Source organism: Brevibacillus laterosporus (assembly GCA_007833815.1).
Lineage (GTDB): Bacteria > Bacillota > Bacilli > Brevibacillales > Brevibacillaceae > Brevibacillus_B > Brevibacillus_B laterosporus_D.
In genome coordinates this window covers 462,213-487,500 of the sequence record CP033464.1, presented here as the reverse complement: position 1 = coordinate 487,500, position 25,288 = coordinate 462,213, and the positions used below count along the sequence as shown (strand labels likewise).

At 41.8% G+C, this 25,288-nt stretch carries 24 protein-coding genes, 6 tRNA genes, 1 rRNA gene and 1 pseudogene (1 of these 32 running past the window's edge); 24 read left to right on the top strand and 8 right to left on the bottom strand.

Annotation, left to right across the window (positions count from 1 at the left end; translation table 11 throughout):
• From EEL30_03605 to EEL30_03545, 13 genes are all read left to right on the top strand, one after another.
• Nucleotides 1-1,656: ribosomal RNA gene (locus EEL30_03605) — 23S ribosomal RNA — on the top strand; it begins 1,275 nt to the left of the window's first position.
• Nucleotides 1,657-1,715: 59 nt separating this feature from the next.
• Nucleotides 1,716-1,792 (top strand) — tRNA-Asp (locus EEL30_03600).
• 22 nt (nt 1,793-1,814) lie between these two features.
• A tRNA-Phe gene (locus EEL30_03595) sits at nt 1,815-1,890 on the top strand.
• Between the two features lie 9 nt (nt 1,891-1,899).
• Nucleotides 1,900-1,975 (top strand) — tRNA-Lys (locus tag EEL30_03590).
• Nucleotides 1,976-1,982: 7 nt separating this feature from the next.
• Nucleotides 1,983-2,065, top strand: a tRNA-Leu gene (locus tag EEL30_03585).
• 11 nt (nt 2,066-2,076) lie between these two features.
• A tRNA-Gly gene (locus EEL30_03580) sits at nt 2,077-2,152 on the top strand.
• A 250-nt stretch (nt 2,153-2,402) separates the two neighbouring features.
• On the top strand, nt 2,403-4,136 hold the full coding sequence (locus EEL30_03575; protein ID QDX91531.1) for a tetratricopeptide repeat protein: 1,734 nt from the start codon (nt 2,403-2,405) through the stop codon (nt 4,134-4,136).
• Nucleotides 4,137-4,256: 120 nt separating this feature from the next.
• A complete protein-coding gene (trxB, locus tag EEL30_03570; protein ID QDX91530.1) occupies nt 4,257-5,216 on the top strand; it encodes a thioredoxin-disulfide reductase in 960 nt (319 codons plus the stop codon).
• A gap of 193 nt (nt 5,217-5,409) precedes the next feature.
• Nucleotides 5,410-6,324, top strand: coding sequence for an RNase adapter RapZ (gene rapZ / locus EEL30_03565; GenBank protein ID QDX91529.1), 915 nt, complete (start codon nt 5,410-5,412; stop codon nt 6,322-6,324).
• Nucleotides 6,325-6,421: 97 nt separating this feature from the next.
• On the top strand, nt 6,422-7,408 hold the full coding sequence (locus tag EEL30_03560) for a YvcK family protein (protein ID QDX91528.1): 987 nt from the start codon (nt 6,422-6,424) through the stop codon (nt 7,406-7,408).
• Nucleotides 7,409-7,414: 6 nt separating this feature from the next.
• On the top strand, nt 7,415-8,362 hold the full coding sequence (gene whiA / locus EEL30_03555) for a DNA-binding protein WhiA (GenBank protein QDX91527.1): 948 nt from the start codon (nt 7,415-7,417) through the stop codon (nt 8,360-8,362).
• Nucleotides 8,363-8,412: 50 nt separating this feature from the next.
• Nucleotides 8,413-8,670: an HPr family phosphocarrier protein gene (locus EEL30_03550; protein QDX91526.1), complete on the top strand. Its 258-nt coding sequence runs from the start codon at nt 8,413-8,415 to the stop codon at nt 8,668-8,670.
• Between the two features lie 104 nt (nt 8,671-8,774).
• Nucleotides 8,775-8,963, top strand: a complete 189-nt coding sequence (locus tag EEL30_03545; GenBank protein ID QDX91525.1) for a hypothetical protein — start codon at nt 8,775-8,777, stop codon at nt 8,961-8,963.
• 56 nt (nt 8,964-9,019) lie between these two features.
• On the opposite strand, the gene clpP is transcribed toward EEL30_03545, so the two are convergent.
• From clpP to EEL30_03520, 5 genes are all read right to left on the bottom strand, one after another.
• Nucleotides 9,020-9,601, bottom strand: coding sequence for an ATP-dependent Clp endopeptidase proteolytic subunit ClpP (gene clpP, locus EEL30_03540; protein QDX95659.1), 582 nt, complete (start codon nt 9,599-9,601; stop codon nt 9,020-9,022).
• 137 nt (nt 9,602-9,738) lie between these two features.
• Nucleotides 9,739-10,866, bottom strand: a complete 1,128-nt coding sequence (locus EEL30_03535; protein QDX91524.1) for a hypothetical protein — start codon at nt 10,864-10,866, stop codon at nt 9,739-9,741.
• Nucleotides 10,866-11,420 (bottom strand): hypothetical protein, encoded by a 555-nt coding sequence (locus EEL30_03530; GenBank protein ID QDX91523.1) that lies wholly within the window; start codon nt 11,418-11,420, stop codon nt 10,866-10,868. Before EEL30_03530 ends, EEL30_03535 begins: the two co-directional genes overlap by 1 nt.
• The gene (locus EEL30_03525) at nt 11,404-12,021 is read right to left on the bottom strand and encodes a sigma-70 family RNA polymerase sigma factor (GenBank protein ID QDX91522.1); all 618 of its coding nucleotides are present in this window, start codon (nt 12,019-12,021) and stop codon (nt 11,404-11,406) included. Before EEL30_03525 ends, EEL30_03530 begins: the two co-directional genes overlap by 17 nt.
• A gap of 52 nt (nt 12,022-12,073) precedes the next feature.
• Entirely contained in the window at nt 12,074-12,334 is a 261-nt protein-coding gene (locus tag EEL30_03520; GenBank protein ID QDX91521.1) for a hypothetical protein, read from the bottom strand.
• Nucleotides 12,335-12,585: 251 nt separating this feature from the next.
• On the opposite strand from EEL30_03520, the gene ytzI reads away from it, so the two are divergent.
• Nucleotides 12,586-12,702, top strand: coding sequence for a YtzI protein (gene ytzI, locus EEL30_03515; protein QDX91520.1), 117 nt, complete (start codon nt 12,586-12,588; stop codon nt 12,700-12,702).
• Nucleotides 12,703-12,976: 274 nt separating this feature from the next.
• Here ytzI and EEL30_03510 read toward each other — a convergent pair whose 3' ends face one another.
• Both EEL30_03510 and EEL30_03505 read right to left on the bottom strand, forming a co-directional pair.
• On the bottom strand, nt 12,977-13,492 hold the full coding sequence (locus tag EEL30_03510; protein QDX91519.1) for a copper amine oxidase N-terminal domain-containing protein: 516 nt from the start codon (nt 13,490-13,492) through the stop codon (nt 12,977-12,979).
• A 648-nt stretch (nt 13,493-14,140) separates the two neighbouring features.
• Nucleotides 14,141-14,215, bottom strand: a tRNA-Arg gene (locus EEL30_03505).
• A 262-nt stretch (nt 14,216-14,477) separates the two neighbouring features.
• Between EEL30_03505 and rpoN the strand changes: the two genes are divergently transcribed.
• The 9 genes and pseudogenes from rpoN to EEL30_03460 all read left to right on the top strand — a co-directional run bounded on the left by rpoN (nt 14,478) and on the right by EEL30_03460 (nt 23,958).
• Nucleotides 14,478-15,863: an RNA polymerase sigma-54 factor gene (gene rpoN / locus EEL30_03500; protein QDX91518.1), complete on the top strand. Its 1,386-nt coding sequence runs from the start codon at nt 14,478-14,480 to the stop codon at nt 15,861-15,863.
• An 85-nt stretch (nt 15,864-15,948) separates the two neighbouring features.
• Nucleotides 15,949-16,248, top strand: a complete 300-nt coding sequence (locus tag EEL30_03495; protein QDX91517.1) for a glutaredoxin family protein — start codon at nt 15,949-15,951, stop codon at nt 16,246-16,248.
• A gap of 153 nt (nt 16,249-16,401) precedes the next feature.
• Nucleotides 16,402-17,445, top strand: coding sequence for a hypothetical protein (locus tag EEL30_03490; GenBank protein ID QDX91516.1), 1,044 nt, complete (start codon nt 16,402-16,404; stop codon nt 17,443-17,445).
• A gap of 340 nt (nt 17,446-17,785) precedes the next feature.
• On the top strand, nt 17,786-18,790 hold the full coding sequence (gene gap / locus EEL30_03485; protein QDX91515.1) for a type I glyceraldehyde-3-phosphate dehydrogenase: 1,005 nt from the start codon (nt 17,786-17,788) through the stop codon (nt 18,788-18,790).
• A 117-nt stretch (nt 18,791-18,907) separates the two neighbouring features.
• A complete protein-coding gene (locus tag EEL30_03480; protein ID QDX91514.1) occupies nt 18,908-20,089 on the top strand; it encodes a phosphoglycerate kinase in 1,182 nt (393 codons plus the stop codon).
• Between the two features lie 35 nt (nt 20,090-20,124).
• On the top strand, nt 20,125-20,880 hold the full coding sequence (locus EEL30_03475) for a triose-phosphate isomerase (GenBank protein QDX91513.1): 756 nt from the start codon (nt 20,125-20,127) through the stop codon (nt 20,878-20,880).
• A gap of 13 nt (nt 20,881-20,893) precedes the next feature.
• Nucleotides 20,894-22,435, top strand: a complete 1,542-nt coding sequence (locus EEL30_03470) for a 2,3-bisphosphoglycerate-independent phosphoglycerate mutase (GenBank protein QDX91512.1) — start codon at nt 20,894-20,896, stop codon at nt 22,433-22,435.
• Nucleotides 22,436-22,462: 27 nt separating this feature from the next.
• Complete coding sequence (locus EEL30_03465; protein ID QDX91511.1) at nt 22,463-23,752, top strand: phosphopyruvate hydratase; 1,290 nt, start codon at nt 22,463-22,465, stop codon at nt 23,750-23,752.
• Nucleotides 23,753-23,862: 110 nt separating this feature from the next.
• A pseudogene (locus tag EEL30_03460) lies at nt 23,863-23,958 on the top strand (DinB family protein).
• 138 nt (nt 23,959-24,096) lie between these two features.
• On the opposite strand, the gene EEL30_03455 reads toward EEL30_03460, so the two are convergent.
• Nucleotides 24,097-24,498 carry a cytochrome c gene (locus tag EEL30_03455; GenBank protein ID QDX91510.1) on the bottom strand — a complete coding sequence of 134 codons (402 nt, stop codon included), beginning with the start codon at nt 24,496-24,498 and terminating at the stop codon, nt 24,097-24,099.
• Nucleotides 24,499-24,917: 419 nt separating this feature from the next.
• Here EEL30_03455 and secG point away from each other — a divergent pair, with 419 nt between their 5' ends.
• Nucleotides 24,918-25,160 (top strand): preprotein translocase subunit SecG, encoded by a 243-nt coding sequence (gene secG, locus EEL30_03450; GenBank protein QDX91509.1) that lies wholly within the window; start codon nt 24,918-24,920, stop codon nt 25,158-25,160.
• Nucleotides 25,161-25,288: the final 128 nt, after the last annotated feature.

Here is a 25,288-nt window from a genome sequence, read left to right as displayed (position 1 = left end):
GGAGCGCTTGGAAGTGAGAATGCCGGTGTAAGTAGCGAAAAGACAAGTGAGAATCTTGTCCACCGAAAGCCTAAGGTTTCCTGGGGAAGGCTCGTCCTCCCAGGGTTAGTCGGGACCTAAGCTGAGGCCGAAAGGCGTAGGCGATGGACAACTGGTTGATATTCCAGTACCACCTCTGTTCCGTTTGAGCAATGGCGTGACGCAGGAGGATAGGGTGAGCGGCCTATTGGATGGCCGTCTAAGCAGTAAGTGTGGTGTGTAGGCAAATCCGCACACCAGTAAGCACAAGCTGTGATGGCGAGGGAAATTATAGTACCGAAGTCCCTGATTTCACACTGCCAAGAAAAGCGTCTAGCGAGGAACAAGGTGCCCGTACCGCAAACCGACACAGGTAGGCGAGGAGAGAATCCTAAGGTGCGCGGGATAACTCTTGCTAAGGAACTCGGCAAAATGGCCCCGTAACTTCGGGAGAAGGGGCGCCTCGGTAGGGTTTATAGCCCGAGGAGGCCGCAGTGAAAAGGCCCAAGCGACTGTTTAGCAAAAACACAGGTCTCTGCGAAGCCGCAAGGCGAAGTATAGGGGCTGACGCCTGCCCGGTGCTGGAAGGTTAAGGGGATGGGTTAGCGCAAGCGAAGCTTTGAACCGAAGCCCCAGTAAACGGCGGCCGTAACTATAACGGTCCTAAGGTAGCGAAATTCCTTGTCGGGTAAGTTCCGACCCGCACGAAAGGCGTAACGACTTGGGCGCTGTCTCGGCAAGAGACCCGGTGAAATCATAATACCTGTGAAGATGCAGGTTACCCGCGACAAGACGGAAAGACCCCATGGAGCTTTACTGTAGCCTGGTATTGAAACTTTGTGCATCATGTACAGAATAGGTGGGAAGCTGTGAAGCGAGGGCGCCAGCCTTCGTGGAGCTGTCGTTGGGATACCACCCTTGATGTACGGAGTTTCTAACTTGCCGCCCTTATCGGGTGGAAGGACCATGCCAGGTGGGCAGTTTGACTGGGGCGGTCGCCTCCTAAAGAGTAACGGAGGCGCCCAAAGGTTCCCTCAGAATGGTCGGAAATCATTCGTAGAGTGTAAAGGCACAAGGGAGCTTGACTGCGAGACCTACAAGTCGAGCAGGGACGAAAGTCGGGCTTAGTGATCCGGTGGTTCCGCATGGAAGGGCCATCGCTCAACGGATAAAAGCTACCCTGGGGATAACAGGCTTATCTCCCCCAAGAGTCCACATCGACGGGGAGGTTTGGCACCTCGATGTCGGCTCATCGCATCCTGGGGCTGAAGTAGGTCCCAAGGGTTGGGCTGTTCGCCCATTAAAGCGGTACGCGAGCTGGGTTCAGAACGTCGTGAGACAGTTCGGTCCCTATCTGTCGCGGGCGTAGGAAGTTTGAGGAGAGCTGTCCTTAGTACGAGAGGACCGGGATGGACGCACCCCTGGTGCACCAGTTGTCACGCCAGTGGCACAGCTGGGTAGCTATGTGCGGACGGGATAAGCGCTGAAAGCATCTAAGCGTGAAGCCCCCTTCAAGATGAGACTTCCCATAGCGCAAGCTAGTAAGACCCCTCATAGACGATGAGGTTGATAGGTTCGGTGTGGAAGTGCAGTAATGCATGGAGCTGACGAATACTAATCGGTCGAGGACTTATCCATCCACATTGCCTGTATGCTGACTTTCATTATCTAGTTTTCAGAGAACAAATTTTAAATATGGAGCTGTGGTGAAGTTGGAGTTCACGCCGGTCTGTCACACCGGAGGTCGCGGGTTCGAGTCCCGTCAGCTCCGCCATATTTTTACTAAAATTTGATATGGCTCGGTAGCTCAGTCGGTAGAGCAGAGGACTGAAAATCCTCGTGTCGGCGGTTCGATTCCGTCCCGAGCCACCACTTTAATGGGAGCCATTAGCTCAGTTGGTAGAGCATCTGACTTTTAATCAGAGGGTCGAAGGTTCGAGTCCTTCATGGCTCACCATTGCCACGCGGGTGTGGCGGAATTGGCAGACGCACCAGATTTAGGTTCTGGCGGGCGACCGTGGGGGTTCAAGTCCCTCCACCCGCACCATTTTTTTATATGCGGACGTAGCTCAATTGGTAGAGCGTCGCCTTGCCAAGGCGAAGGTCGCGGGTTCGAGCCCCGTCGTCCGCTCCATTTGTTTATAATTGAACGGAATGACACCACTTGCTATGCAGGTGGTGTTTGTTGATGTATACAAGAAAATCTGCTATGATGGTAGACTCGGCGATCATCAGGTTATTCAAACATATAGATAAGTAGAATAAATAGTTCTAATAAAAAGATGCTTTAAGTGTTTTCCAGGTTGAGACACAGGCTACGATTTGATACGATATGTTGAGATTACGAATAGCTACTTTGAGCTCCTGGACTACAAGGAGGAATTATGAACAAAAATGAGCAAGAGAGACGTGGCGTAATTACTAGCTTTCAGCAGGACGCCAATTTTTTTGCTAACTGGGGAATGCGTTCGCTTCAACGAAACAATTTCACTAAGGCCCTACAGTGCTTTGACAGGGCGTTGGAGATTGAACCAGCAAATGCAGTACATCATTGCAATAAAGCCAGTGTTCTAGCAGAAATGGGTAAATTTGAAGATTCGAACGACATCCTGCATTCCGTTATAGAAAAAATTGACTCGTCGTTGGTTGATGTATATTTTTTTCTAGCAAACAATTATGCGAATATGGATGACTTTGAAATGGCAGCTGATATGGCTGTTAAATATTTGGCTTGTGAAGCCGATGGAGTTTATGCGGAAGAAGCGCAAGATTTACTTCATTATATATACTTTGAACTAGATTTACCGCCACGCAATCCACTGGAACCACAAGAAGATGAAGAAATGGTTATACAGCATGAAGAGGCTCGTAAAAAGCTAGAGGAAGGGAAATTTATGCAAGCTGTTGATTGTTTGAACAGCTTAGTTAAAGAGTATCCTGATTTCATGCCTGCATGGAATAACTTAGCGCTGGCCTACTATTATATCGGTGATTTTGATAAGGCTATGGATACGATTGAATTAGCTTTGGAAAAGGATCCGGGTAATTTGCATGCCATTTGTAATATGGCCGTATTACTTTCCCATCACAATAAATGGGCTGAATTAGTTCCCATTATCGCTCGCCTGAAAAAAATTCAACCTTTTCATTATGATCATATGTACAAACTTGCCACGACAATGGGAGTATTAGGCCAGCATGAGGAAGCCTGTAAGCTGTACCAAAAAATCTTGAGACAGCCTATGCTACATGATGTGTCTACTTACCACTATGCGGCAACCTCGGCTTATTTATCAGAACGATATCAACAGGCGATAAAATGGTGGAAAAAAGTACACCAGATGGATCCTGAAGCAGGCATTGCTCAATACTATTTAGAAAAAGCAAAGAAAGCCTTACATGGGATGCCTAAAGAAAATATTCCTTATCACTACCATCACCCGCTCAAAGAAATGGAGATGAACCAAGCTCCTATTACAGCAGAGGATTTTAAATATAATCCGATGGTAAGAGCCTCTATGCTATGGGCCCTACAACATGGCAAGGAAGAATCTAAGGAAACGGTTATCCGTACCTTGGCTATGATAGGTGATTCTGAAGCAATTTCCACATTGGAGTATTATATAGACATCACAAATAATGAAGAATTGAAAGAAGTAGCGATAACAGCTCTTGAAGAGTTAGTGGCAAGAATTGAAATGGAAAATAATAAGGAATCGGTATTGAAAGAGGTCACTTCTAATTCTAATGAATGGCCAAAGGGAAATCACACCACACTAGATCAAAGAGACCAAGCTGAAGACTTCTCTTTAGATTTGATTAACACTTCACACAAACAAACGATAACCGATCAAGTGGAGTTCATTATTACGGAACAATTATCCTCACCAACCGATCAAGAGAAGCGTGAGTGGATGATTCACCAGTGGAAATACTACATTAGTCAAAAAGAACAAATTCAAGTTCGTAAGCTGGAGGCATGGGCAGCTGCATTAGATTACTTATATGAAAGAGCGAAGGGCATTCATAAAATTTCCCAGAATAGTATTGCTGAGCAATACGGAGTTTCTAAGTCAACTTTGACAAAATGTTTACGGGCTTTGTCTTATATTGATTAAAAAGAATTCTTATTTTATAATAAGTATAATCTGTTATCTTATAACGTTACAATCTATAAAGAAACTGTGTTATATATTGATGATAGAAGAGGCTAATTCCCACCAAGGAGGAGTTACTTTATGAGCGACCAAAAAATCTATGATGTAATTATTGCAGGGGCGGGACCAGCCGGAATGACGGCAGCTGTCTATACATCTCGAGCGAACATGTCTACTCTAATGCTGGAGCGCGGTATTCCGGGCGGACAAATGGCTAATACCGAGGATATTGAAAACTTTCCTGGTTTCACCAGCATTTTAGGACCTGACTTGTCTAATAAAATGTTTGAGCATGCACAAAAGTTTGGAGCAGAATATCAATATGGAGACATCAAAGAAATCCGCGATGGCAATCCATACAAGACCGTAATAGTAGGCGATAAGGAATACAAAGCAAAATCGATTATCGTGGCTACTGGAGCAGAACATCGTCTATTAGGAGCACCTGGTGAAAAAGAATATTCTGGTCGTGGAGTATCTTATTGTGCTGTTTGTGACGGAGCTTTCTTCCGAAACAAGGAACTCGTTGTAGTTGGTGGAGGCGATTCAGCTGTTGAGGAAGCTATTTTCCTAACTCGTTTTGCAACCAAGGTAACGATTGTGCATCGTCGCGATGAATTCCGTGCACAAAAAATTATCCAGAAGCGTGCTTTCGAAAATGAGAAAATTAATGTTATCTGGGACACCGTTGTTAAAGAAATTCGCGGTGATAACCTAGTAACAGGCGTTTTATTGGAAAACCTGAAGACTGGTGAGCAAACCGAATATCCAACAAATGGCGTATTTATTTACGTGGGTATGGATCCATTGACCGAAGCAGTTAAAAGCCTGGGTATTACCAATGACGGAGGCTATATCCCAACTGATGAAGTAATGCGTACGAATGTAGAGGGAGTCTTTGCTGCTGGTGACGTGCGTGAGAAATTACTACGTCAGGTTGTAACAGCTACAGGCGATGGTTCTATTGCTGCTCAAAATGCTCAAATCTACGTAGAAGATTTAGAGGAACGACTAAAAGAGCAGGATGTTACAATATCGTAAAATCCTTGTAACACTACTGAAATATTAGGCGGGTACAATACAGATAGTTACTTTATTGAATGTGAATTGCCCCCTTTTTCTATATAACCTTGATTGCGTGGTCTGCGGATAGACCACGTCTTTTTTTTTGGCCGGAAAAATTTGGGTTTTCTTGCATGAATAATAAGGAAAAGCTTACTGGGGAGTGTGACATATGGTATCCTTAGAGGAGGATGGAGGCGAGAAAATGGGTGAAGATAGTAAACAAAAAGCAGTAAACTTACTCATTATTACAGGCATGTCAGGAGCGGGGAAAACCACAGCTGTGCAAAGTCTAGAGGATCTAGGTTTTTTCTGTGTAGATAATTTGCCACCAATCCTTATTCCTAAATTCGCAGAGCTTATTATTCAGTCGGGACGTGGGATTGAACGAGTAGCTCTTGTCATTGATTTACGCGGGCGTGAATTCTTTGACAGTCTTTTTGATGCTATTGATGGATTATCAGAAAGAGAAGGAATACATTTTCAGATTCTATTCTTAGATGCGAATGATCAAAACCTGGTTCGTCGCTATAAAGAAACAAGAAGACGCCATCCCCTTTCCCCAACAGGTACGCCTTTAGAGGGAATTATGGCTGAACGTAGACTTCTTCAAGATTTAAAGGGCAGAGCAAATCAAATTATTGATACAAGTCAAATGAAGCCAATGCAGCTTCGTGATAAAATTATAAATCAGTACTCACAACAAAGCTCTGAATGGACCCTTAATGTTCAGTCATTTGGCTTTAAGTATGGCATTCCGATTGATGCTGACTTAGTCTTTGATGTGCGCTTTTTACCGAATCCGCATTATGTTGATGATTTGCGACCAAAAACGGGTTGTGATAGCGATGTCGCTAATTACGTCATGAAATGGACCGATACACAAGAATTTTTGACACGGCTGATCGATTTTCTGAATTTTACCATTCCTCATTATCAACGGGAAGGGAAAAGTCAGCTAGTCGTCGGTATCGGATGTACAGGCGGAAAGCATCGATCTGTGGCAATTGCAGAGCATATTGGTGAAACGTTCCGTAAAGATTATCAGGTTCGCGTTACACATCGTGACATCGAAAAGAATAAATAACATAAGATGATAAGAAAAGAATAAATGGGAATCAGCACCAAAGAACTCTCAACAAAGGGAATCGAGGTGACCTATGGCATTAGGGAGAGGCACGAACATGCAACAAAGAGAAGAAATGTTGAAAGTCGTGGTAATAGGAGGAGGGACAGGTCTGTCCGTCCTGTTACGCGGTTTGAAAGAAGAGGCTGTTCATATCACGGCTGTTGTTACGGTTGCTGATGATGGCGGAAGCTCAGGGCGTCTTCGGGAAGAGATGGATATGTTACCCCCAGGAGATATTCGCAACGTGTTAACATCACTTGCTGACGCAGAACCATTAATGAAGCAGTTGATGCAATATCGATTTAACACCGGAACTGGCTTAGCTGGTCATAATTTAGGAAATCTGTTGCTTGCTGCCATGAATGATATTACAGGGGACTTTGTCACGGCCGTAAAGGCACTCAGCAGGGTTTTAGCGGTACGCGGGGATGTGTTGCCATCATCTACTCAATCTATCCTGTTAAAAGCGGAAATGGAAGACGGAACAATCGTCTCAGGAGAATCACAAATCCCGTTGTCAGGAAAGAAGATCAAGCGAGTCTTTCTAGATCCAGCAGATGCGCGTCCTCTGATTGAAGCTTTAGATGCAATCAAAGAAGCAGATGCGATTATTTTGGGGCCGGGTAGCCTGTATACGAGTATCTTACCCAATTTATTAGTTAACGGTGTTTTTGAGACAATACTGGAATCATCTGCACCAAAAGTATATATTTGTAATGTAATGACTCAACCAGGTGAAACCGATAACTTTACAGCTTATGATCATGTCAGAGCCTTATATGATCATGTTGGGGTAGAGTTTTTAGATACAATTGTGGTAAATACCGAACAGGTACCTGAAGATTATTTAGCTAAATACGCAGAAAAAAACGCATATCCAGTCTTATGTGATATGGATAAGTTGAAGGATTTAGGCGTGACGATTGTGGCTGAGCCTATGATTACCTATGGGGAATTGTACTTACGTCACGATGCAAAACGAGTGAGTCAGGAGATCGTGGCTATCCTTCGCCAGATTATATCGCAACTAGAAAGGAAGTGATGTGACATGTCATTCGCCGCACACACAAAAAAAGAGTTAACGTTGATTGAAGGTTCAACTTGCTGTAATCGATCGGAACTTGCTGCACTAATTCGTATGAACGGAACCATTCAACTAGGAACCGGAAAATTTATTTTGGATATCTCTACAGAGAATGCGGCGATCGCACGAAGAATTTACACGTTGGTTAAGCAAATTTTTCAGATTCATGCCGAGTTATTGGTGCGTAAAAAAATGCGTCTGAAAAAAAACAACGTGTATATTGTGCGAATTCCACTTCGGGCTTATGAGATCCTGGAAGACTTACGTATTATGGATAAGAATTTAACCTTTTATCCGGGTATTTCACATGATCTCGTGGCGAATGAATGTTGCGTACGTGCGTTTCTTCGAGGAGCCTTTTTAGCAGGTGGTTCTGTAAATCACCCTGAGGCTTCTAGCTATCATTTGGAAATTTTCTCTGCTTATCAAGATTTTTGTGAAGCGTTAACCGATCTAGCTAATCGCTATGAATTGAATGCCAAATGTATTGAACGCAAAAAAGGTTTTGTCATGTACATAAAAGAAGGCGAAAAAATTACGGACTTCTTGAGTGTAATTGGGGCGCATCAGGCTTTGTTATATTTTGAAGATGTGCGTATTGTTAAAGACATGCGGAATTCAGTTAATCGTTTGCATAACTGTGAGATTGCGAATATCAATAAAACGGTCAATGCTGCTACTAAACAAATGGAGAATATTCAATTGATCGAGAAAGAGCTCGGCCTTGAAAACTTACCTATTCGCTTACGTGAGGTGGCGGAACTCCGCTTGCAGAATCCTGACATTAACCTGAAGGAATTAGGCGAAATGATTCCAAGTGGGGTTGTGAGCAAGTCAGGCATTAACCATCGCTTGCGTAAGATAAATGAGATTGCAGATAACTTGCGAGAAAAACTGAGTTTTTCTACGTAGGGACATGTTATAATAGAAATAAAGGAAAATTCCAAGCGGGGAGGTCCAAGATGGTACAGCAACGGGTTATGGTTAAGCTTAAAACCGGGTTACAAGCCCGCCCAGCGGCATTCTTTGTTCAAGAAGCAAATCGATACCGTTCTGAAATTTACGTAGAAAAAGACAATAAAAAGGTGAATGCCAAAAGTATCATGGGAATTATGAGTTTGGCGATCAGCTCGGGAACGGAAATTACCATCTTGGCTAGTGGGGATGATGCCCAAATGGCAGTTGATACACTAGTTAACCTGATTGATAAGGATGAATAAAAATGTAAACGCTAAACCAGCAGGTATTGCTGGTTTTTTGTTTGCATGACCTGCTACTTGTGGTGAGATGCTAATTAGGAACATCTAAGCCAGGAGGGAAGAGCATGTCAAACAAAGCTAAGGGATTACCAGATTGCTGTCTAGAAGGCAGAGATAAGAACTTTATGGATATTGATCGCATGGTAAATGAGGGGCTGGGAGGCGGGATAGTTGCTGACCACAACGGTTTGATTGAAGAGACTACAGTTGATTCTATGGATGGAGAATATACAAATATGGCATCAACTAACTGATGAACGAACATGCAAAAGAGGGCAACCTAAGTCGCCCTCTTTATGTGTATCTATACTTATTTTCTTGTGATGACTTCGTCGATCAAGCCATATTCTTTTGCGGATTGAGCAGACAGGAAGTTATCGCGATCCGTATCTTTAGCAATTTGCTCGTATGGTTGACCAGTACGCTCAGCATAAATGCGGTTAAGGTGTTCACGCATTTTAATAATACGTTTTGCGGCAATTTCGATGTCGCTTGCTTGACCTTGAGCGCCACCTAGAGGTTGGTGAATCATGATTTCGCTATTAGGCAAAGCGTAACGCTTTCCTTTTGCTCCGGCACAAAGCAGGAACGAACCCATAGAAGCTGCTAATCCCACACAGATGGTTGATACATCTGGTTTAATAAATTGCATAGTGTCATAGATAGCCATACCGGCTGTAATCGATCCACCCGGGCTGTTTATGTAGATACTGATGTCCTTATCAGGATCTTCTGCTTGTAGGAACAAGAGCTGTGCCACAACGCTATTTGCTACCTGGTCATTGATAGGCGTTCCTAAGAAGATGATACGATCTTTTAACAGGCGGGAATAGATATCGTAAGCGCGTTCTCCACGGTTGGTTTGTTCAATAACAGTTGGAATCAGATTCATATTCATTCAGGTTCCTCCTCCCTTTTCTTACAATAATCATACACAATTGGTCAATAAAGGTCAAACAGAATCAGTGCTCTATCCCATTATTAAACCCAAAAAAATCCCATTTTAAACCTTATGCAAAAGCCTATTGTTTATAGAGCAGTTCGTTTGTTACTGGCACGAACACAGCTAGTAATCGCACCTAAGAAATAAATGCTGACCAATATTCCGAGTAGAAAGCCTAGTAAAGGGATTTGTATGATAACGACTAATAGGAATACACCAATAAATTCGGCTAATAAAGGTGCAATTTTCCAATGGAAACGACTAATTAATTTTTGTCCCAACCAAGTGCCTACATACACTTTTCCTAAAATAAGGAGCAGAGCGTAAGCGATCGCAATGGTAATGCCCACAGGAATACCGACAACAGTAAGGAACATACCAATACTAATCAGTGGAGCTATGATAAAAATAAGCAGTCCAATGCCAAACTGTTTAAAGGGATGGCGTGTATGTAGCTTCTCGCCCACATTGTACAGAGATCCAGCAAAAAAATAACGGATGAGTAGCCAAAAAATTAATGTACTTAAGCAGGAAGAGATAGACATCATTAACATAAAAGAACGGAATGACGGTCTAGGTTCAATAAAAGTATGTTTGTGTTCGCCCTTGATATAGGCACCAGCATCAATCTGAGCAGGCTCAAATGATGAATAAAGAAGATCACTATTAATGACAGCTGTAGGCTTGAGGTGAAGAGTTTCTACTTGAAAGAGGGATGTGCCTTGTTCTAAGAGACCGGAAAACGTAGCAAGATGGTACATCCCATTGGTTTCTTTTCCTACACGCCCTTCTATATTGATTTCATTGACAAAACCTAAAATACTGCCATTCACATTCCCTGATTGATTAATATGAAGCTGGTCAGCTCCAGCGGATATATTCTTTTGAATGGTACCTGAGACAGTCAATGCTTGAGAATAAGAGCGTACGTTTCCTCCTACTGTCCCCGACACATTTGTTAGGTAAGCAAACGAGATTACATCTCCTGTGACAGTCCCTTTTATGTCAATCATTTCTGCAAAGGCATATAAGTCTCCATCTACTGTTCCTTCAATAACAACTTTGCTAGCATTTGTAATCACATCTCCGTGATGTACCTCATTAGATTTCACATGATATAACTCTTCATTGTGTATATTGATAGCGGCTGCAGAACTAGCCAGGATCAAACAAAAACAAAGTAAGAAAGAGAGAAAAAATAGTTTCTTACTCATTACCTGGTCCTCCAGTTACCCGTATCCATTTTGATAGACAAACGAATGGCATACAAGAGAATGGCTAGCACAAATAAAATAGAAGAGATAAAACCAATGAGGTAGAAGTTCTTAAACATGAGTAAAATCATTGTTGTTTGCTCTTTGATCCAGAACATCGAGCTCCAGACTGATTGCCATTGAAACAGAGAATTAATAGCACTATACCAGTTATTAAGCCAGTTGATTCCCGCTAATGCTATGACAATAAAGAAACCAAGAGTTGCTCCAAAAATAAAGCGTAAACGATGGACAAATAGGTGGTGACGGTTTTGATTCAAACTTGCGATTTTGTTAATTTGATCACAAACGGTGTTTTCCAAGCGAATAGGCGGAAGCGTCGGTGTTGTAAGATGAATGGCTTTTACAAGCTCTGCCTGATCTTCAAGAAATGTAGCATATAATTTCTGACACTCAGAGCAACTGTGCAGATGGCTGGTCACTTGTTGCTGTTCTTCGTGGATTAATTCACCGTCTGCATACATCATGAAAGTAAACTCATCCGGATGTTGCATTGTGTACGCTCCTTTCTATTGATTTATGGCTCAGCAACTCTTTCAAAAACTTGCGGGAACGGAACAGTCTGGTACCAACAGTATTTTTGCTCATTCCTACAATGGTCCCTATTTCTTCATAACTTAATTCATCTACAAAGCGGAGGGTAACAATTAATCGATCTACTTCTTCCAAATGGCATAATAATTCTTGAATATGAGAGTAAAATTCCTTTTTCATAAATAATGCTTCTGGTGTATCAACTGCTTTTTGTTGTTTATTTACTTGATGATACAATTGATCGTCCTTCATGGTAATTTCCTTTTTCTTTCTAAGGAAATCGATGCATGTATTTGAGGATAAGCGGTACAACCAGGAATGGAAGGGGTAAGATTGATCAAACTTATTCAGGTTTTGGGCTACTTTAAGCCAAATATCATTGCATACATCCTGAGAATCATGATAGGAATAGACCATTTTGAGGACGATGCGTTGCACACGCTGATCAAAAAGCTCGACAAGTAAAGGGAAAGAATCAGCATCCCCTTTTAAAAATTTCAGAATATATTCTAAAGCTTTTCGATTTAGCGCGTAAAGATCTTCGCGTGATTGCTCTTCCACATTCGGTCCTCCTTTCTAGTACTAGTACGTATTTTCCGACACAAAAATTTCGCTAATCCAAATCCTTTTCTTCATTCGACTCATGGTGTTCATCTTCCTTCAAATCTTTTCCAACATCTTCTGTTAAATCAATCATAACCCGCATTTTTGCCTTCATTTTTTTACCTTTAATGATTGTGTACTCGGTAATATCTTGATGTTCTAAGCGACTGATAGCTTCTGCTAATTCTTCAGATGTCTGGTATGGTTGGATCGTTAGCAGACATTCATCTTCACTTGATTCTTGATAAATGAGAAATAATTGCTCTTGCATAGCTATAAACCTCCGAAAAGACTTATCCACAAAGTTATCAACAGGTTGTGCACAAAAACATTTGTTCGTGGAATAGCTTTTTGGTTAGTATGCAACAACAGCTTTGGATCATACGGAAGCAGACTGGTTATTATACGTTAAATAACATGTATAGTTGCATAAGGTGAGATGAATTCCCTTGGTTTGTTTTGGAATGTTCTGTACAATGTAGAGGGGAATAACTGTATAGTAATAAACGGGGGTGATGTAAATTGAGTTCCATGATTGTTGCAGTCGTTGTCATTGTCGGTATTATTGTCGGGTGTTCTGTCTGGGCAATAAATAAAGGATATTCTTATAAAAACAAAATAGACGATATAGATGAGTGATAAATAAAACACACCAGTAGGGTGTGGAATAAACGAAAACAACCTCCCTTGGTATTTACGATACTAAGGGAGGTTGCTACATATCTGGTCATTAAAGTAGCGTAAAGTATTTTGAAAGCAAAGAAATCAAATGTAAGTATGTAGAAATGGACTTGTAAGATTAGACAGGATGTGACCTGTGTAGCTTTTGATTCGGCTATGTCTTACACGCTGCAATACAGTGAATCGGAAAAGGAAGAAAAATAGTATGAACTTTGAACATTTCTAGAAATCATTAAAACATAGATTTAATATCACCGGAATTGGGATTTACGATATACCAGCCATAGGTGTTAATGTAACTATCTCCGTTTTGGAAGTTGTTTACGACTTCCTGATAAATCTGGATCACATAATTTCCACGTTCATCATCGTGATCATAGGCAATGGTGAAGTTCTCTGGTACTTCTTTACCGTGTTTCTGACGTACAAGTTCCACTGCTTGATACTTGGAGTAGGTCTTGCTTGTAGGGAGTTTTCCGATGAAAACGGATAGAGATTTCCCGTCATATACGATTGGCTTTCCTAAGTTTTCTGCTGCAAAGCGAACAGGGACATAAGCTGTATTTTTGTATAAGAAGCCTTGTGTTTGAACGGGTGGTGATTTAGGTATACCATCGAAGTAAAAAGTAATTGGTTTTTCCATATCTGGTTTGACAGCCATTTCTGAAGCGGCATAAGCGATAGAGGAAGATAAAATAGTTCCAATCCCAATGCCAATTGCTAACGATTTTAGATTCAACTTACCCATACTTGTTTTTAGCCCCACTTATCTTTATTTTTGTTAGTCAAAGTATGACAAATGGCGACAAAATCTGCAAAAGTCGTCGGTAATAGGAAATTGTATCTAACGTAGGCAAATAAACTGTAGATTTTCCTTATTTCACCCTGAAAAACGTCATATCAACCGAGGTATTTCATTTAAATACATGATTATTGTAGAGCCCCCCTCATTCTCAAGCCCTACAGAGAAACAGACAAGCGAGTAAATAAAGGCGAAACTGAGTAGAAAGAACCATGCAGCATGTCTGTGTAGATTTGTACGTAGATAAATTTTTAGTAAAAATCACTTGTTAGTTTGATTAAATTTAGGTATGATTGCGCTTTCATAAGTGGATACCAATTGGAGGTTCGTTACTACGCATACTTCTTTACCCTTCTTAACGTAGAAGCATAGCTACATACAGAAACATCCATGACATTGTTAACCAGCCTATACCAAACAGTACTTTTCGCATAATATCACCTAACTTTTAGAATAGTCTGATAATATTATAGCTTATTGAGTAATAAATGGATATCCGTTTTTAGAGAAAAAAGTAAAATTGATTCAATGGTTTGGTTCCGTAAACATAAAAAGCCCCCGTTATAAACGGAGACTTCGTTATGTACATCTAAATGGTACGCCCGATAGGAATCGAACCTACGCACGCGGTTCCGGAGACCGCTGCTCTATCCACTGAGCTACGGGCGCATAACTTTCAGACAACAAGGATTATTATATACGAAAATGGAGCATAGGACAACTTTTTTACTGTATGAGTAAAAAGGAGTAACAAAAAGGAATCTTTGCCGAGCTATTCTTGGTATACTGATGAAAAGTGTACCGATGAAAGATATACCTTGGCGAGAAAATTGCATGAACGCTATAATAGAGAAAGAGAGTAAGGAGGGGTGGAAGGATGATGTTGGTTTCACTGACATCTTGATGGGTTCTTACGGGAGGAGGATGCAATATGAATATGGGCTTAGGTTTGTATCAAGAGCAGACGTTAAAGTTGGTGATGACGCCTGAATTGCGTCAAGCTATTACAATATTGCAGTTTTCGGCCATTGATCTGATGAATTATTTGCAGGAACAAGCGATCGAAAATCCAGTCATTGATCTTCAGGAAATTGCGGTTGCACAAGAACCGTTGCCTCTTGATAAAAAGGAAAAGACCTTGGAATTCGATTGGAAGGAATTATTGAATAATCCAGGACACAACGATTTTTCAGTCAAAAGAGATGAAAGCGCCTACAATCCTCTAGATTATGTAAGCGATACGCGAACCACCTTATTTTCTCATTTAGAAGAGCAACTGGGTTATGTGAAAAGATTGACACCGGTACAACGTCAGATTGCCAGGTATATCATAGGAAATCTTGATGAGCGTGGATATTTAGAGATACCTGTTACTAGTATCAAAGAGCGATTAGGTGTTGAGTTAGATGAGGTAGAGGATGTTCTTCGCGTTATTCAGCATTTAGATCCAGCTGGTGTAGCAGCGCGCTCGCTAGAAGAATGCTTGTTGCTACAACTAGAGCATGAAGGGCAGGATGAAGAGCATATCGTAGAGGTTATTCAGCATCATCTGATGGATCTGGCTAATAACCGTTTTGGAAAGATTGCGGAGCATCTGCATATAAGCGTAGGCGATGTGCAACGGATTGCTGATTTAGTTCGCACGCTGAATCCGAGACCTGGAGTAGCATACAGTAGCCAAGAGACACGTTATATCGTTCCAGATGTTACAGTAGAAAAGGTAATGGGCGAGTATATTGTCCTAGTGAATGATTCTTCGTTGCCGCGCTTGTCTATCAATCCCTTTTATGAACGAATGTTAAAAGTGAAAACCGAGCAGGATGAGGCTCGGCAATTTGTTCATGAAAAACTGAATGCGGCGGTTTGGTTGGCAAAAAGCTTAGAGCAAAGACGGATGACTTTGTTACGCGTAACGCAGGCGATCGTTGACTTGCAGAATGATTTTTTTGAGAAAGGGATTCATTATTTGAAACCGATGACGCAAAAAGATATTGCGGAGCGAGTTCAATTACATGAATCAACGATAAGTCGTGCTACCAGTAATAAATACGTACAAACTCCTCGTGGTGTTTTTGAATTAAAGTATTTTTTCACATCAGCTCTCTCTACTGCCAATGGGGAAGCAACCTCGTCAGAAAGCGTGAAGAGAAGGATTAAAGCTTTAATAGAAGGAGAAGATCGTAATAAACCGTATTCCGATCAAAAGCTGGCGGAATTGCTGGAGAAAGAAGGGATTGAAATCTCCCGTCGTACCGTTGCTAAATATAGAGAGGAAATGTTAATCACATCTTCTGCTAAACGGAAGCGTTTTTTGTAAGGAGGAACACGACAGGAACAAAGAGAGAAACGCCGGAAAGCTAGGACTATAACCAGCAGAAATGAAAAGGAGCTAACCCACTCACATGGCTAGCAAAGCAAACATTCAGTTACAATCAGACAATATAGAGATTGTTTTATATGGAAGAGCCGGTTGTCATTTATGTGATGATGTAGAGGGGCATATCAAAAATTTGGCTATGGAGTTTCCGATAACATATAAGGTTGTGGATATCACTGGAGATATGAGATTAGAGGAGAAGTACATGTTTACTATTCCTGTAGTCGAGATAAATGGGCTTGAAACGTTTGTATCTATTGATTCAGTGGTTACGGAGGAAGAACTACGTGCATATTTACAAGAAAAAATGGGTAAATGTGAATAAATTACGATATCTCCGTTGGCTTCTTGTCAGTTAGCAGAGTGTGTGCTACATTAAGAGTAAGCATTCTGCTTATTTTTTTGGAAGCTGCGGGACATAATTTGTATGATGTGGGACGTTTGAAGTCCCGTCGAACTGAAAAAGGATGAATGTGGAATGCGTACTTTATTAAATATCCAAAACAAGCTTGTTCCCGACCTCGTACAAGTGTTGCGCAAACGATACGATCTTATGCAGTCGATTCGTCATTTGCAGCCTGTTGGTCGCAGGGCGTTAGCGCAGAATTTGCAAACGACCGAGCGCATCCTCAGGTCTGAAGTAGAACTCTTAAAAGATATGGGTTTAATTCATGTCAGCCCAATCGGCATGAGTTGCACAGAAGAGGGTATTCACCTTTTAAAAGAGATGGATTCAATGGCAGATGAGCTGTTCGGCTTTAATGACTTAGCTCTACAATTACAGCATGTATTACATATTCCAAAGGTAATTGTGGTTGCTGGGGATATGGACGTATCGGAATGGGGTAAAAAAGAGTTGGGACGAGTAGGAGCCCGGATCTTAAAACAAGTAGTTCAAGAAGGTGATGTGGTCGCTGTTACAGGCGGTTCCACGATTGTATCGGTAGCTGAACATGTGACACCTTCCTCGCACTTTCGTGATGTACAATTTGTACCGGCACGGGGTGGTCTTGGAGAAAAGGTAGAAATGCAGGCTAATACGATTGCTTCTTCTCTCGCAGCAAAGTCAGGTGGAACTTATCATCTATTGCATGTGCCTGATCGATTAAGCCCTGATGTAGTTCAATCTTTATTGGGGGAAGCACAGGTTGCAGAAGTTATGCAATTGCTTCACAAATCTCGAGTGGTTATTCATGGAATTGGTGATGGAATGGCCATGGCTATGCGACGTAAGTACACGGAAGAAGAGCTGGAAGTGCTACGAGATCTTGGTGCTGTTGGTGAAGCGTTTGGATATTACTTTAATGCGGCAGGAGAAACCATTTACAAAATGCCGACCATTGGCTTGTCTTTGGAAGACGTAAAGCGAGCTGATGTAGTCTTATCCTTAGGCGGAGGTAGTAGCAAGGCAAAAGCAATTATGTCCTTTGCCAAACAGGCATGCCAAACCGTTTTAATTACTGATGAGGGAGCGGCCCGAGCTATTTTGGAAGAGCATCGCCAATCCTCTACTCCAGTCTAAAATTAACAAGACAACTTCGTATGTTTTTTAATTGTCTGGGGATACACTAAATACCATTGGAAATCAATTCTTGTATTAGCCCTATGTATAGAGAATCTAACTTGCAAATGTGATAGAAGTGGAGAGTTTTAAATAGATAACGCGTTTGACAAGGACAGAACAAGGGTAAAAAGATTGGTGACCATGGGATTGGTTGGATAAAGTTTGACATACTAAGAACAAAGGTTTTTTGTTCGTTTTTACGGCTTTGTAATCGTCTGGTCATAGCAGTGCTATGAACTGGTTCGATATAGATTATCTACAAAAATATTCTAAGAGTGGAACTTAGGAGGTTATCTACATGGTAAAAGTGGGAATTAACGGTTTTGGACGTATTGGACGTAACGTATTCCGTGCAGCTCTAAACAACCCAGCAGTTGAAGTTGTTGCAGTAAATGACTTGACAGATGCAGTAACATTGGCGCATCTTTTGAAATATGACACAGTACACGGCAAATTGAATGCTACTGTTGAAGTAAAAGAAAACAGCCTGATCGTTAATGGTAAAGAAGTTAAAGTTTTAGCTGAGCGCGAACCTGCTAAATTACCTTGGGGCGAGCTAGGTGTTGAAATCGTAGTTGAATCTACTGGCCGCTTCACAAAACGTGAAGATGCTGCAAAACACCTTGAAGGTGGAGCTAAAAAAGTAATTATCTCCGCACCTGCTTCAAACGAAGATATCACAATCGTTATGGGTGTTAACGAAGATAAATACGATCCTGCAGCTCACACTGTAATCTCTAACGCTTCTTGCACAACTAACTGCTTGGCTCCATTTGCGAAAGTATTGAACGATAAATTCGGAATCGTAAAAGGTCTGATGACTACTGTTCACTCTTACACAAATGACCAACAAATTCTTGACCTGCCACACAAAGACCTTCGTCGTGCTCGTGCAGCAGCTGAGAACATCATTCCAACTTCTACTGGTGCAGCGAAAGCCGTATCTTTGGTATTGCCTGAGTTGAAAGGTAAACTAAACGGTTTCTCCATGCGCGTACCAACTCCAAACGTATCTGTAGTTGACCTAGTTGTTGAAACAAAAACTTCTACTACAGTTGAAGAAGTAAACGCAGCGCTTAAAGAAGCTTCTGAAGGTGCATTGAAAGGTATCATGGGATACTCCGAAGAGCCACTAGTTTCTTGCGATTACAATGGTAACCCTGATTCTTCTTCCATTGATGCTCTATCTACAATGGTAATGGAAGGCAACATGGTTAAAGTTGTTTCTTGGTATGATAACGAATCCGGCTACTCCAACCGTGTAGTAGATCTTTGCAAATTCATTGCTGAAAAAGGTCTGTAAGCCATACAAACCTTCATGTAACGTGAAAAGGGAGAGTTTCTCTCCCTTTTCCATTATATATAAGTACGAAACAAGCAAGTATTTAGTCAGGTAACAAGTCTGAGGGGGGTACCTTCCGTGAACAAAAAGTCCATTCGCGATATAGAATTAGCAGGTAAACGTGTGTTTTGTCGAGTAGATTTCAACGTCCCAATGCAAGATGGCGTAATTACTGACGACACGCGTATTCGTGCTGCTGTTCCAACTATTCAATTTTTGATTGATAACCATGCTAAAATCATTTTGGCTAGCCATTTTGGCCGTCCAAAGGGTGAAGTAGTGGAAGAAATGCGTCTTACTGCTGTAGGCGAACATCTAGCTTCTCTTCTTGGCAAACCTGTAAAAAAACTGAACGATTCAATTGGAACAGAAGTAGAAGCTGCTGTCCAAGAGATGAAAGAAGGCGATGTCATTCTTCTTGAAAACGTTCGTTTCCATAAAGGGGAAGAAAAGAACGATCCTGAGCTGGCGAAAAGTTTTGCAAAACTTGCTGACCTGTTTGTAAACGATGCATTTGGTACGGCTCACCGTGCGCATGCAACGACCGCGGGTATTGCTCAGCACATTCCGGCAGTAGCTGGCTTGTTGATGGAAAAAGAAATTCAATTCATGGGTGGGGCTTTGTCCAAGCCTGAGCGTCCTTTCACAGCTATCGTGGGCGGAGCGAAAGTAAAAGACAAAATCGGCGTAATCGAAAATCTGTTGGGCAAAGTAGATACTTTGATCATCGGTGGCGGTATGGCTAACACTTTCATCAAAGCACAAGGTTACAATGTTGGAGCTTCCCTTTGTGAAGAAGATAAGCTGGAACTTGCTCGCACGTTGATGGAACAAGCAAAAGAGCGTAAAGTGAACTTGCTTATGCCAGTTGACGTAGTGGTTGCTGACAAGTTTGCAGCTGATGCTAACAAGCAAGTAGTGAGCATTGACGCTATTCCAGAAGGTTGGATGGCCCTAGATATCGGACCAAAGACAATGGCTAACTACCGTGATGCAATTGTTCCTTCTAAAACAGTAGTATGGAACGGACCTATGGGTGTATTTGAAATGGACGCTTTTGCAGCTGGCACGATTGCGGTTGCTAACGCAATGGAAGAATGCCAAGGCACGACAATCATTGGTGGTGGTGACTCTGTAGCTGCTGTTGAAAAAGCAGGCGTAGCAGAGAAGATGACCCACATATCTACTGGTGGCGGAGCTTCCCTTGAGTTTATGGAAGGTAAAGAACTACCTGGCGTAACAGCTTTGCAAAACAAGTAAAATGATATATATGTTAAAGGTGAGGAGTGGAAGTAATGAGAACACCAATTATCGCTGGGAACTGGAAGATGTTCAAAAACATCGCGGAAGCAACTACGTTTGCCTCCCAATTACCTAAAGAGGATCAAACTCCTCAAATTGAAAAGGTTATCTGCGCACCTTACACGAATTTGCCAGCATTGGCTGAGCTATTCAAAGGTACTCCTTATAAATTGGGCGCACAAAACGTGCATTTTGAAGAAACAGGTGCATTCACTGGTGAAATCAGCCCACTTATGTTAAAAGAGCTAGGTGTTGAATACGTGATTATCGGTCACTCCGAGCGTCGCCAATACTTCAACGAAACAGACGAAACAGTGAACAAGAAAGCGAAAGCAACTCTTGCTCATGGAATGAAACCAATTGTTTGCGTAGGGGAGTCCCTAGAAGAGTACGAAGCAAATACGACTGAAAACGTAGTTCGTACGCAAACAGAAGCTGCTCTTAGCGGTCTAACTGCTGAGCAAGTCAAAGAAACAGTAATTGCTTATGAGCCAATTTGGGCAATCGGTACTGGTAAATCTTCTACAGCTGAAAATGCTAACAAAACAATCGCTTTCATCCGTAGCGTGATTGCAGGTGCATTTGACGCTAATACAGCAGCGCAAGTACGCATTCAATACGGTGGTAGCGTGAAGCCTGAAAATGTGGCAAGCTATATGGGTGAGTCCGACATTGATGGAGCACTAGTTGGCGGAGCGAGCCTAACTGTTGAAGGATACATGGGCTTAGTCAACGGAGTACAACAGTAGGAGGGGAAGCTACATGGCTAACAGACCAAAACCAGTTGCGTTAATTATTATGGACGGGTTTGGTCTTCGCGGTAATGATTACGGTAATGCTGTTAATCAAGCGAAAAAACCAAACTACGATCGCCTGATGAACGATTATCCAAATGCTACATTGCTAGCTTCTGGTCTAGAAGTTGGTCTTCCAGAAGGGCAAATGGGTAACTCTGAGGTAGGTCACTTGAATCTTGGTGCGGGACGCATCATTTATCAGGATCTTACTCGCATCACGAAGTCCATTAAAGAAGGCGCATTTTTTGATAATGAAACATTGGTTGCTGCTTTCAAGCATGCAAAGGAGAACAACAATAAGGTTCACTTCTTTGGCTTGTTGTCCGATGGTGGTGTCCATAGCCACATCAATCATCTTCTTGCTCTACTTGAGCTTGCAAAAAAGGAAAACGCAGAAGATGTGTTTGTTCATGGTTTCCTAGATGGTCGCGACGTAGCGCCTGATAGTGCGATCAAGTACATTGAAGAGCTTCAAAGTAAGATGAATGAACTTGGCGTTGGTAAAATTGCAACGGTTCAAGGTCGTTATTACGCAATGGACCGTGATAAACGTTGGGAACGTGTTGAAAAAGCATATCGTGCCATGGTCTATGGTGATGCGCCTCATTACTCTGATGCGATCAAGGCTGTGAAGGAATCCTATGAGAAATCTGTGATGGATGAATTCGTTATGCCTACTGTAATGGTAGATGAGAACGACCAACCAATTGGAAAAGTAGAAGACGGAGATTCTATCATCTTCTTCAACTTCCGTCCCGACCGTGCAATCCAGACTTCCCAAGCGTTCACGAATGAGGATTTCCGTGGCTTTGACCGTGGAGAGAATTATCCGAAAAACTTACACTTTGTATGCTTAACGAAATTCTCTGAGACAGTCGGTGGATACGTAGCATATAAACCAACTAACCTAGATAACACATTGGGTGAAGTGTTAGCTCAAAACAATTTGAAGCAACTACGCATTGCGGAAACTGAAAAGTATCCACATGTAACGTTCTTCTTCAGTGGTGGTCGTGAGCAGGAGTTCCCGGGTGAAAAACGTATTTTGATCCCTTCTCCAAAGGTAGCGACATATGACCTGCAACCAGAAATGAGCGCAAATGAATTAACGGATGCAGTAGTGAAGGAAATTGAAGAAGAAAACTTCGATGTGATCATTCTTAACTTTGCAAACTGCGATATGGTTGGACATTCCGGCATGATGGAACCAACTATTAAAGCTGTTGAAACCGTTGATGCTTGCGTAGGTCGTGTAGCAGACGCTATTATTGCTAAGGGCGGAGTATCCATCATCACAGCCGATCATGGAAATGCAGATTTGATGCTGACAGACGAAGGTAGACCTATTACTTCTCATAGCACAAACCCTGTTCCAGTTATTGTGACTAAAAAAGGTCTAGAACTGCGACCAGATGGTATTCTTGCTGACTTATCCCCAACTATGTTGGAGCTACTAGGTGTAACACAACCAGCAGAAATGACCGGACAATCCATTATTAAAAAATAATAATAAGACAATAAGGAGATGGCATTTATGACAACACTTATTACAGATATTTACGCTCGCGAGATTCTTGATTCCCGTGGTAATCCAACTTTAGAGGTAGAAGTATACTTAGAAGACGGTTCTATGGGCCGTGCAGCAGTTCCATCTGGTGCTTCCACAGGTGCACACGAAGCAGTCGAGCTTCGCGATGGAGACAAAGCTCGTTACCTTGGTAAAGGTGTAACTAATGCTGTTGCTAATGTAAACGACATAATCGCTCCTGAACTAATCGGTATGGACGCTACTGACCAAGTTGGTATCGACATGACAATGATCGCTTTGGATGGTACTCCTAACAAAGCGAAATTGGGCGCTAACGCTATCCTAGGTGTATCTATGGCAGCAGCTCGTGCAGCAGCTACATCTCTTGGTGTATCCTTGTACAACTACATGGGCGGATTCAACGCGAAAACTCTACCAGTTCCTATGATGAACATCCTAAATGGTGGAGAGCACGCTGATAACACAGTAGATATTCAAGAATTCATGGTTATGCCAGTAAACGCTCCTTCTTTCAAAGAAGCTCTTCGTATGGGTTCTGAGATCTTCCACTCCTTGAAAAAGGTTCTTCATGACAAAGGTCTTAACACAGCTGTAGGTGACGAAGGTGGTTTCGCTCCTAACTTGAAATCTAACGAAGAAGCGATCACTACAATCCTTGAAGCAATCAAAGCGGCTGGATATGAAGCTGGTAAAGACGTATTCATCGCTCTTGACGTAGCTGCTACTGAAATGTTCAAAGATGGTAAATACCACTTCACTGGTGAAGGCGTAGTAAAAACTACAGAAGAAATGGTAGCTTTCTATGAAGATCTAGTAACAAAATACCCAATCATCTCTATCGAAGACGGATTGTCTGAAGATGACTGGGAAGGTTGGAAGCTTCTAACTGATCGTCTAGGTAGCAAAGTTCAATTGGTTGGTGACGACTTGTTCGTAACAAACACTGAGCGTCTGACTACTGGTATCGAATCAGCAACAGCTAACTCTATCTTGGTTAAAGTTAACCAAATCGGTACATTGACTGAGACTTTCGATGCAATCGAAATGGCTAAACGCGCTGGTTATACAGCAGTTATCTCTCACCGTTCTGGTGAAACAGAAGACTCCACAATCGCTGACATCGCGGTTGCAACTAACGCTGGTCAAATCAAAACAGGTGCACCATCCCGTACAGACCGTGTTGCGAAATACAACCAATTGCTTCGTTTGGAAGATGAATTGGGAGAAACAGCTCGCTACGGCGGACGTGCAGCATTCTACAATCTTAAAAAATAAGGTTATTACATTCATACAAAAAGACATCTTTGCTTTAGCGAGGATGTCTTTTTTGTGTGGCTAACATTAGTGGGAGATTACTCGCAGGGAATCAGCAATCTGACTTTAAAATGATGCATCCAGGCTTTGGAGCTTTGAATGCACAAGAGTGGTATGTATTGGTGGAGATGCATTATCGACACCACCTCTTACAAAAAAACGACTAAAAGAATTTTTGTTACAAATGAAATAGTAAAAAACAAAGAAGCTCTGATGGTCACTAGGACTGTCAGAGCTTTTCGACTATATCAGGTAAGTGCGCTCGTCTGATATATCTTGTCGATTTGTTTGGAAGAGTAAATGTATTATTTCTTTTCAGACAACCATTTAGACACTGCGGTTATTTCCTTTGGATCTGTAAGAATACCTTTTGGCATAGAACCTTTACCGTTCTTGATGACATCACTTATCGCTTTTTCATCAAGTTGGGAGCCGATGTTTGCCAGTGCAGGACCTACCATACCTTCCAGGTTTTGACCGTGACAGGATGTACAATTTTGCTTAACGATTTGTTCAGCATTGATATTGGTAGTTCCACCAGCTCCGCCGCCCTTTGCTTCTTCGCCATGTTTAGGCGGATAAATAATAGAGGCTACGAGGAACAGTACGAAAACAAGGAACAAAATACCAAAAGAGAACCCAAATGCTTTCGCCGAGTCAACTACGTCGTTTTGATTCACGTCTTTCTTAAAGTTTGAACCAGCCATGCGAAAGGAACCTCCTAGATACTAGATATAAGAATGAAACCTACTTGCATTTTACGGGAAAAGCAGTGTACTTGCAAGGAAAGTGACACACTAGTTCACAATGTACACAATTCTGACAATATTTAAAGAACTTATATTTTCTTACCTTATTATAGAAACATCTGCAAAATGATGGATAGCGTAAACGCTTTTATAGGTAAAAAAGGTAAAGTTTAAATGATAAAAGATTGATTAATCTAAAAAAATCTGACTTTTATTCATTATAAAAGCTTGGCTTTTCTTTGTATAGAGAATGCTATCATTGGAAGTGTATGGAAGTGACGTTTATGCAAGTTGTTGTTCCCTTTTAATTGTGGTAAAGTAAAGATTATAGACAATGAAGGGTCGGTTGTACTTACATTGTAACGAGGTGAAATGTTATGCTAGCTTTACTTGCAAAGATTTTCTTAATAGTTTCCGCTATCGGTTTGATTCTTGTCGTTCTTCTGCAATCCGGTAAAAGCGCTGGTCTTTCTGGTGCAATTAGCGGTGGAGCTGAACAACTTGTTGGTAAACAGAAAGCAAGAGGAATGGATGCTGTTTTAGGTAAAATCACAGTGGTTTTCGCTGTAGTGTTCATGTTATCCGCTATCTTGCTGGCATTCTTCCTTCAAGCAAAGTAAATGTTAAAAAGACAGCAGACGCTTTTGTGTTGCTGTCTTTTTTTGTACGCATTTCTACATATGATGGTACAAAGGAAAAAATGACGGGTACAATAGTAAGGAAAGTATTACGAAAAATGAACAGGTTT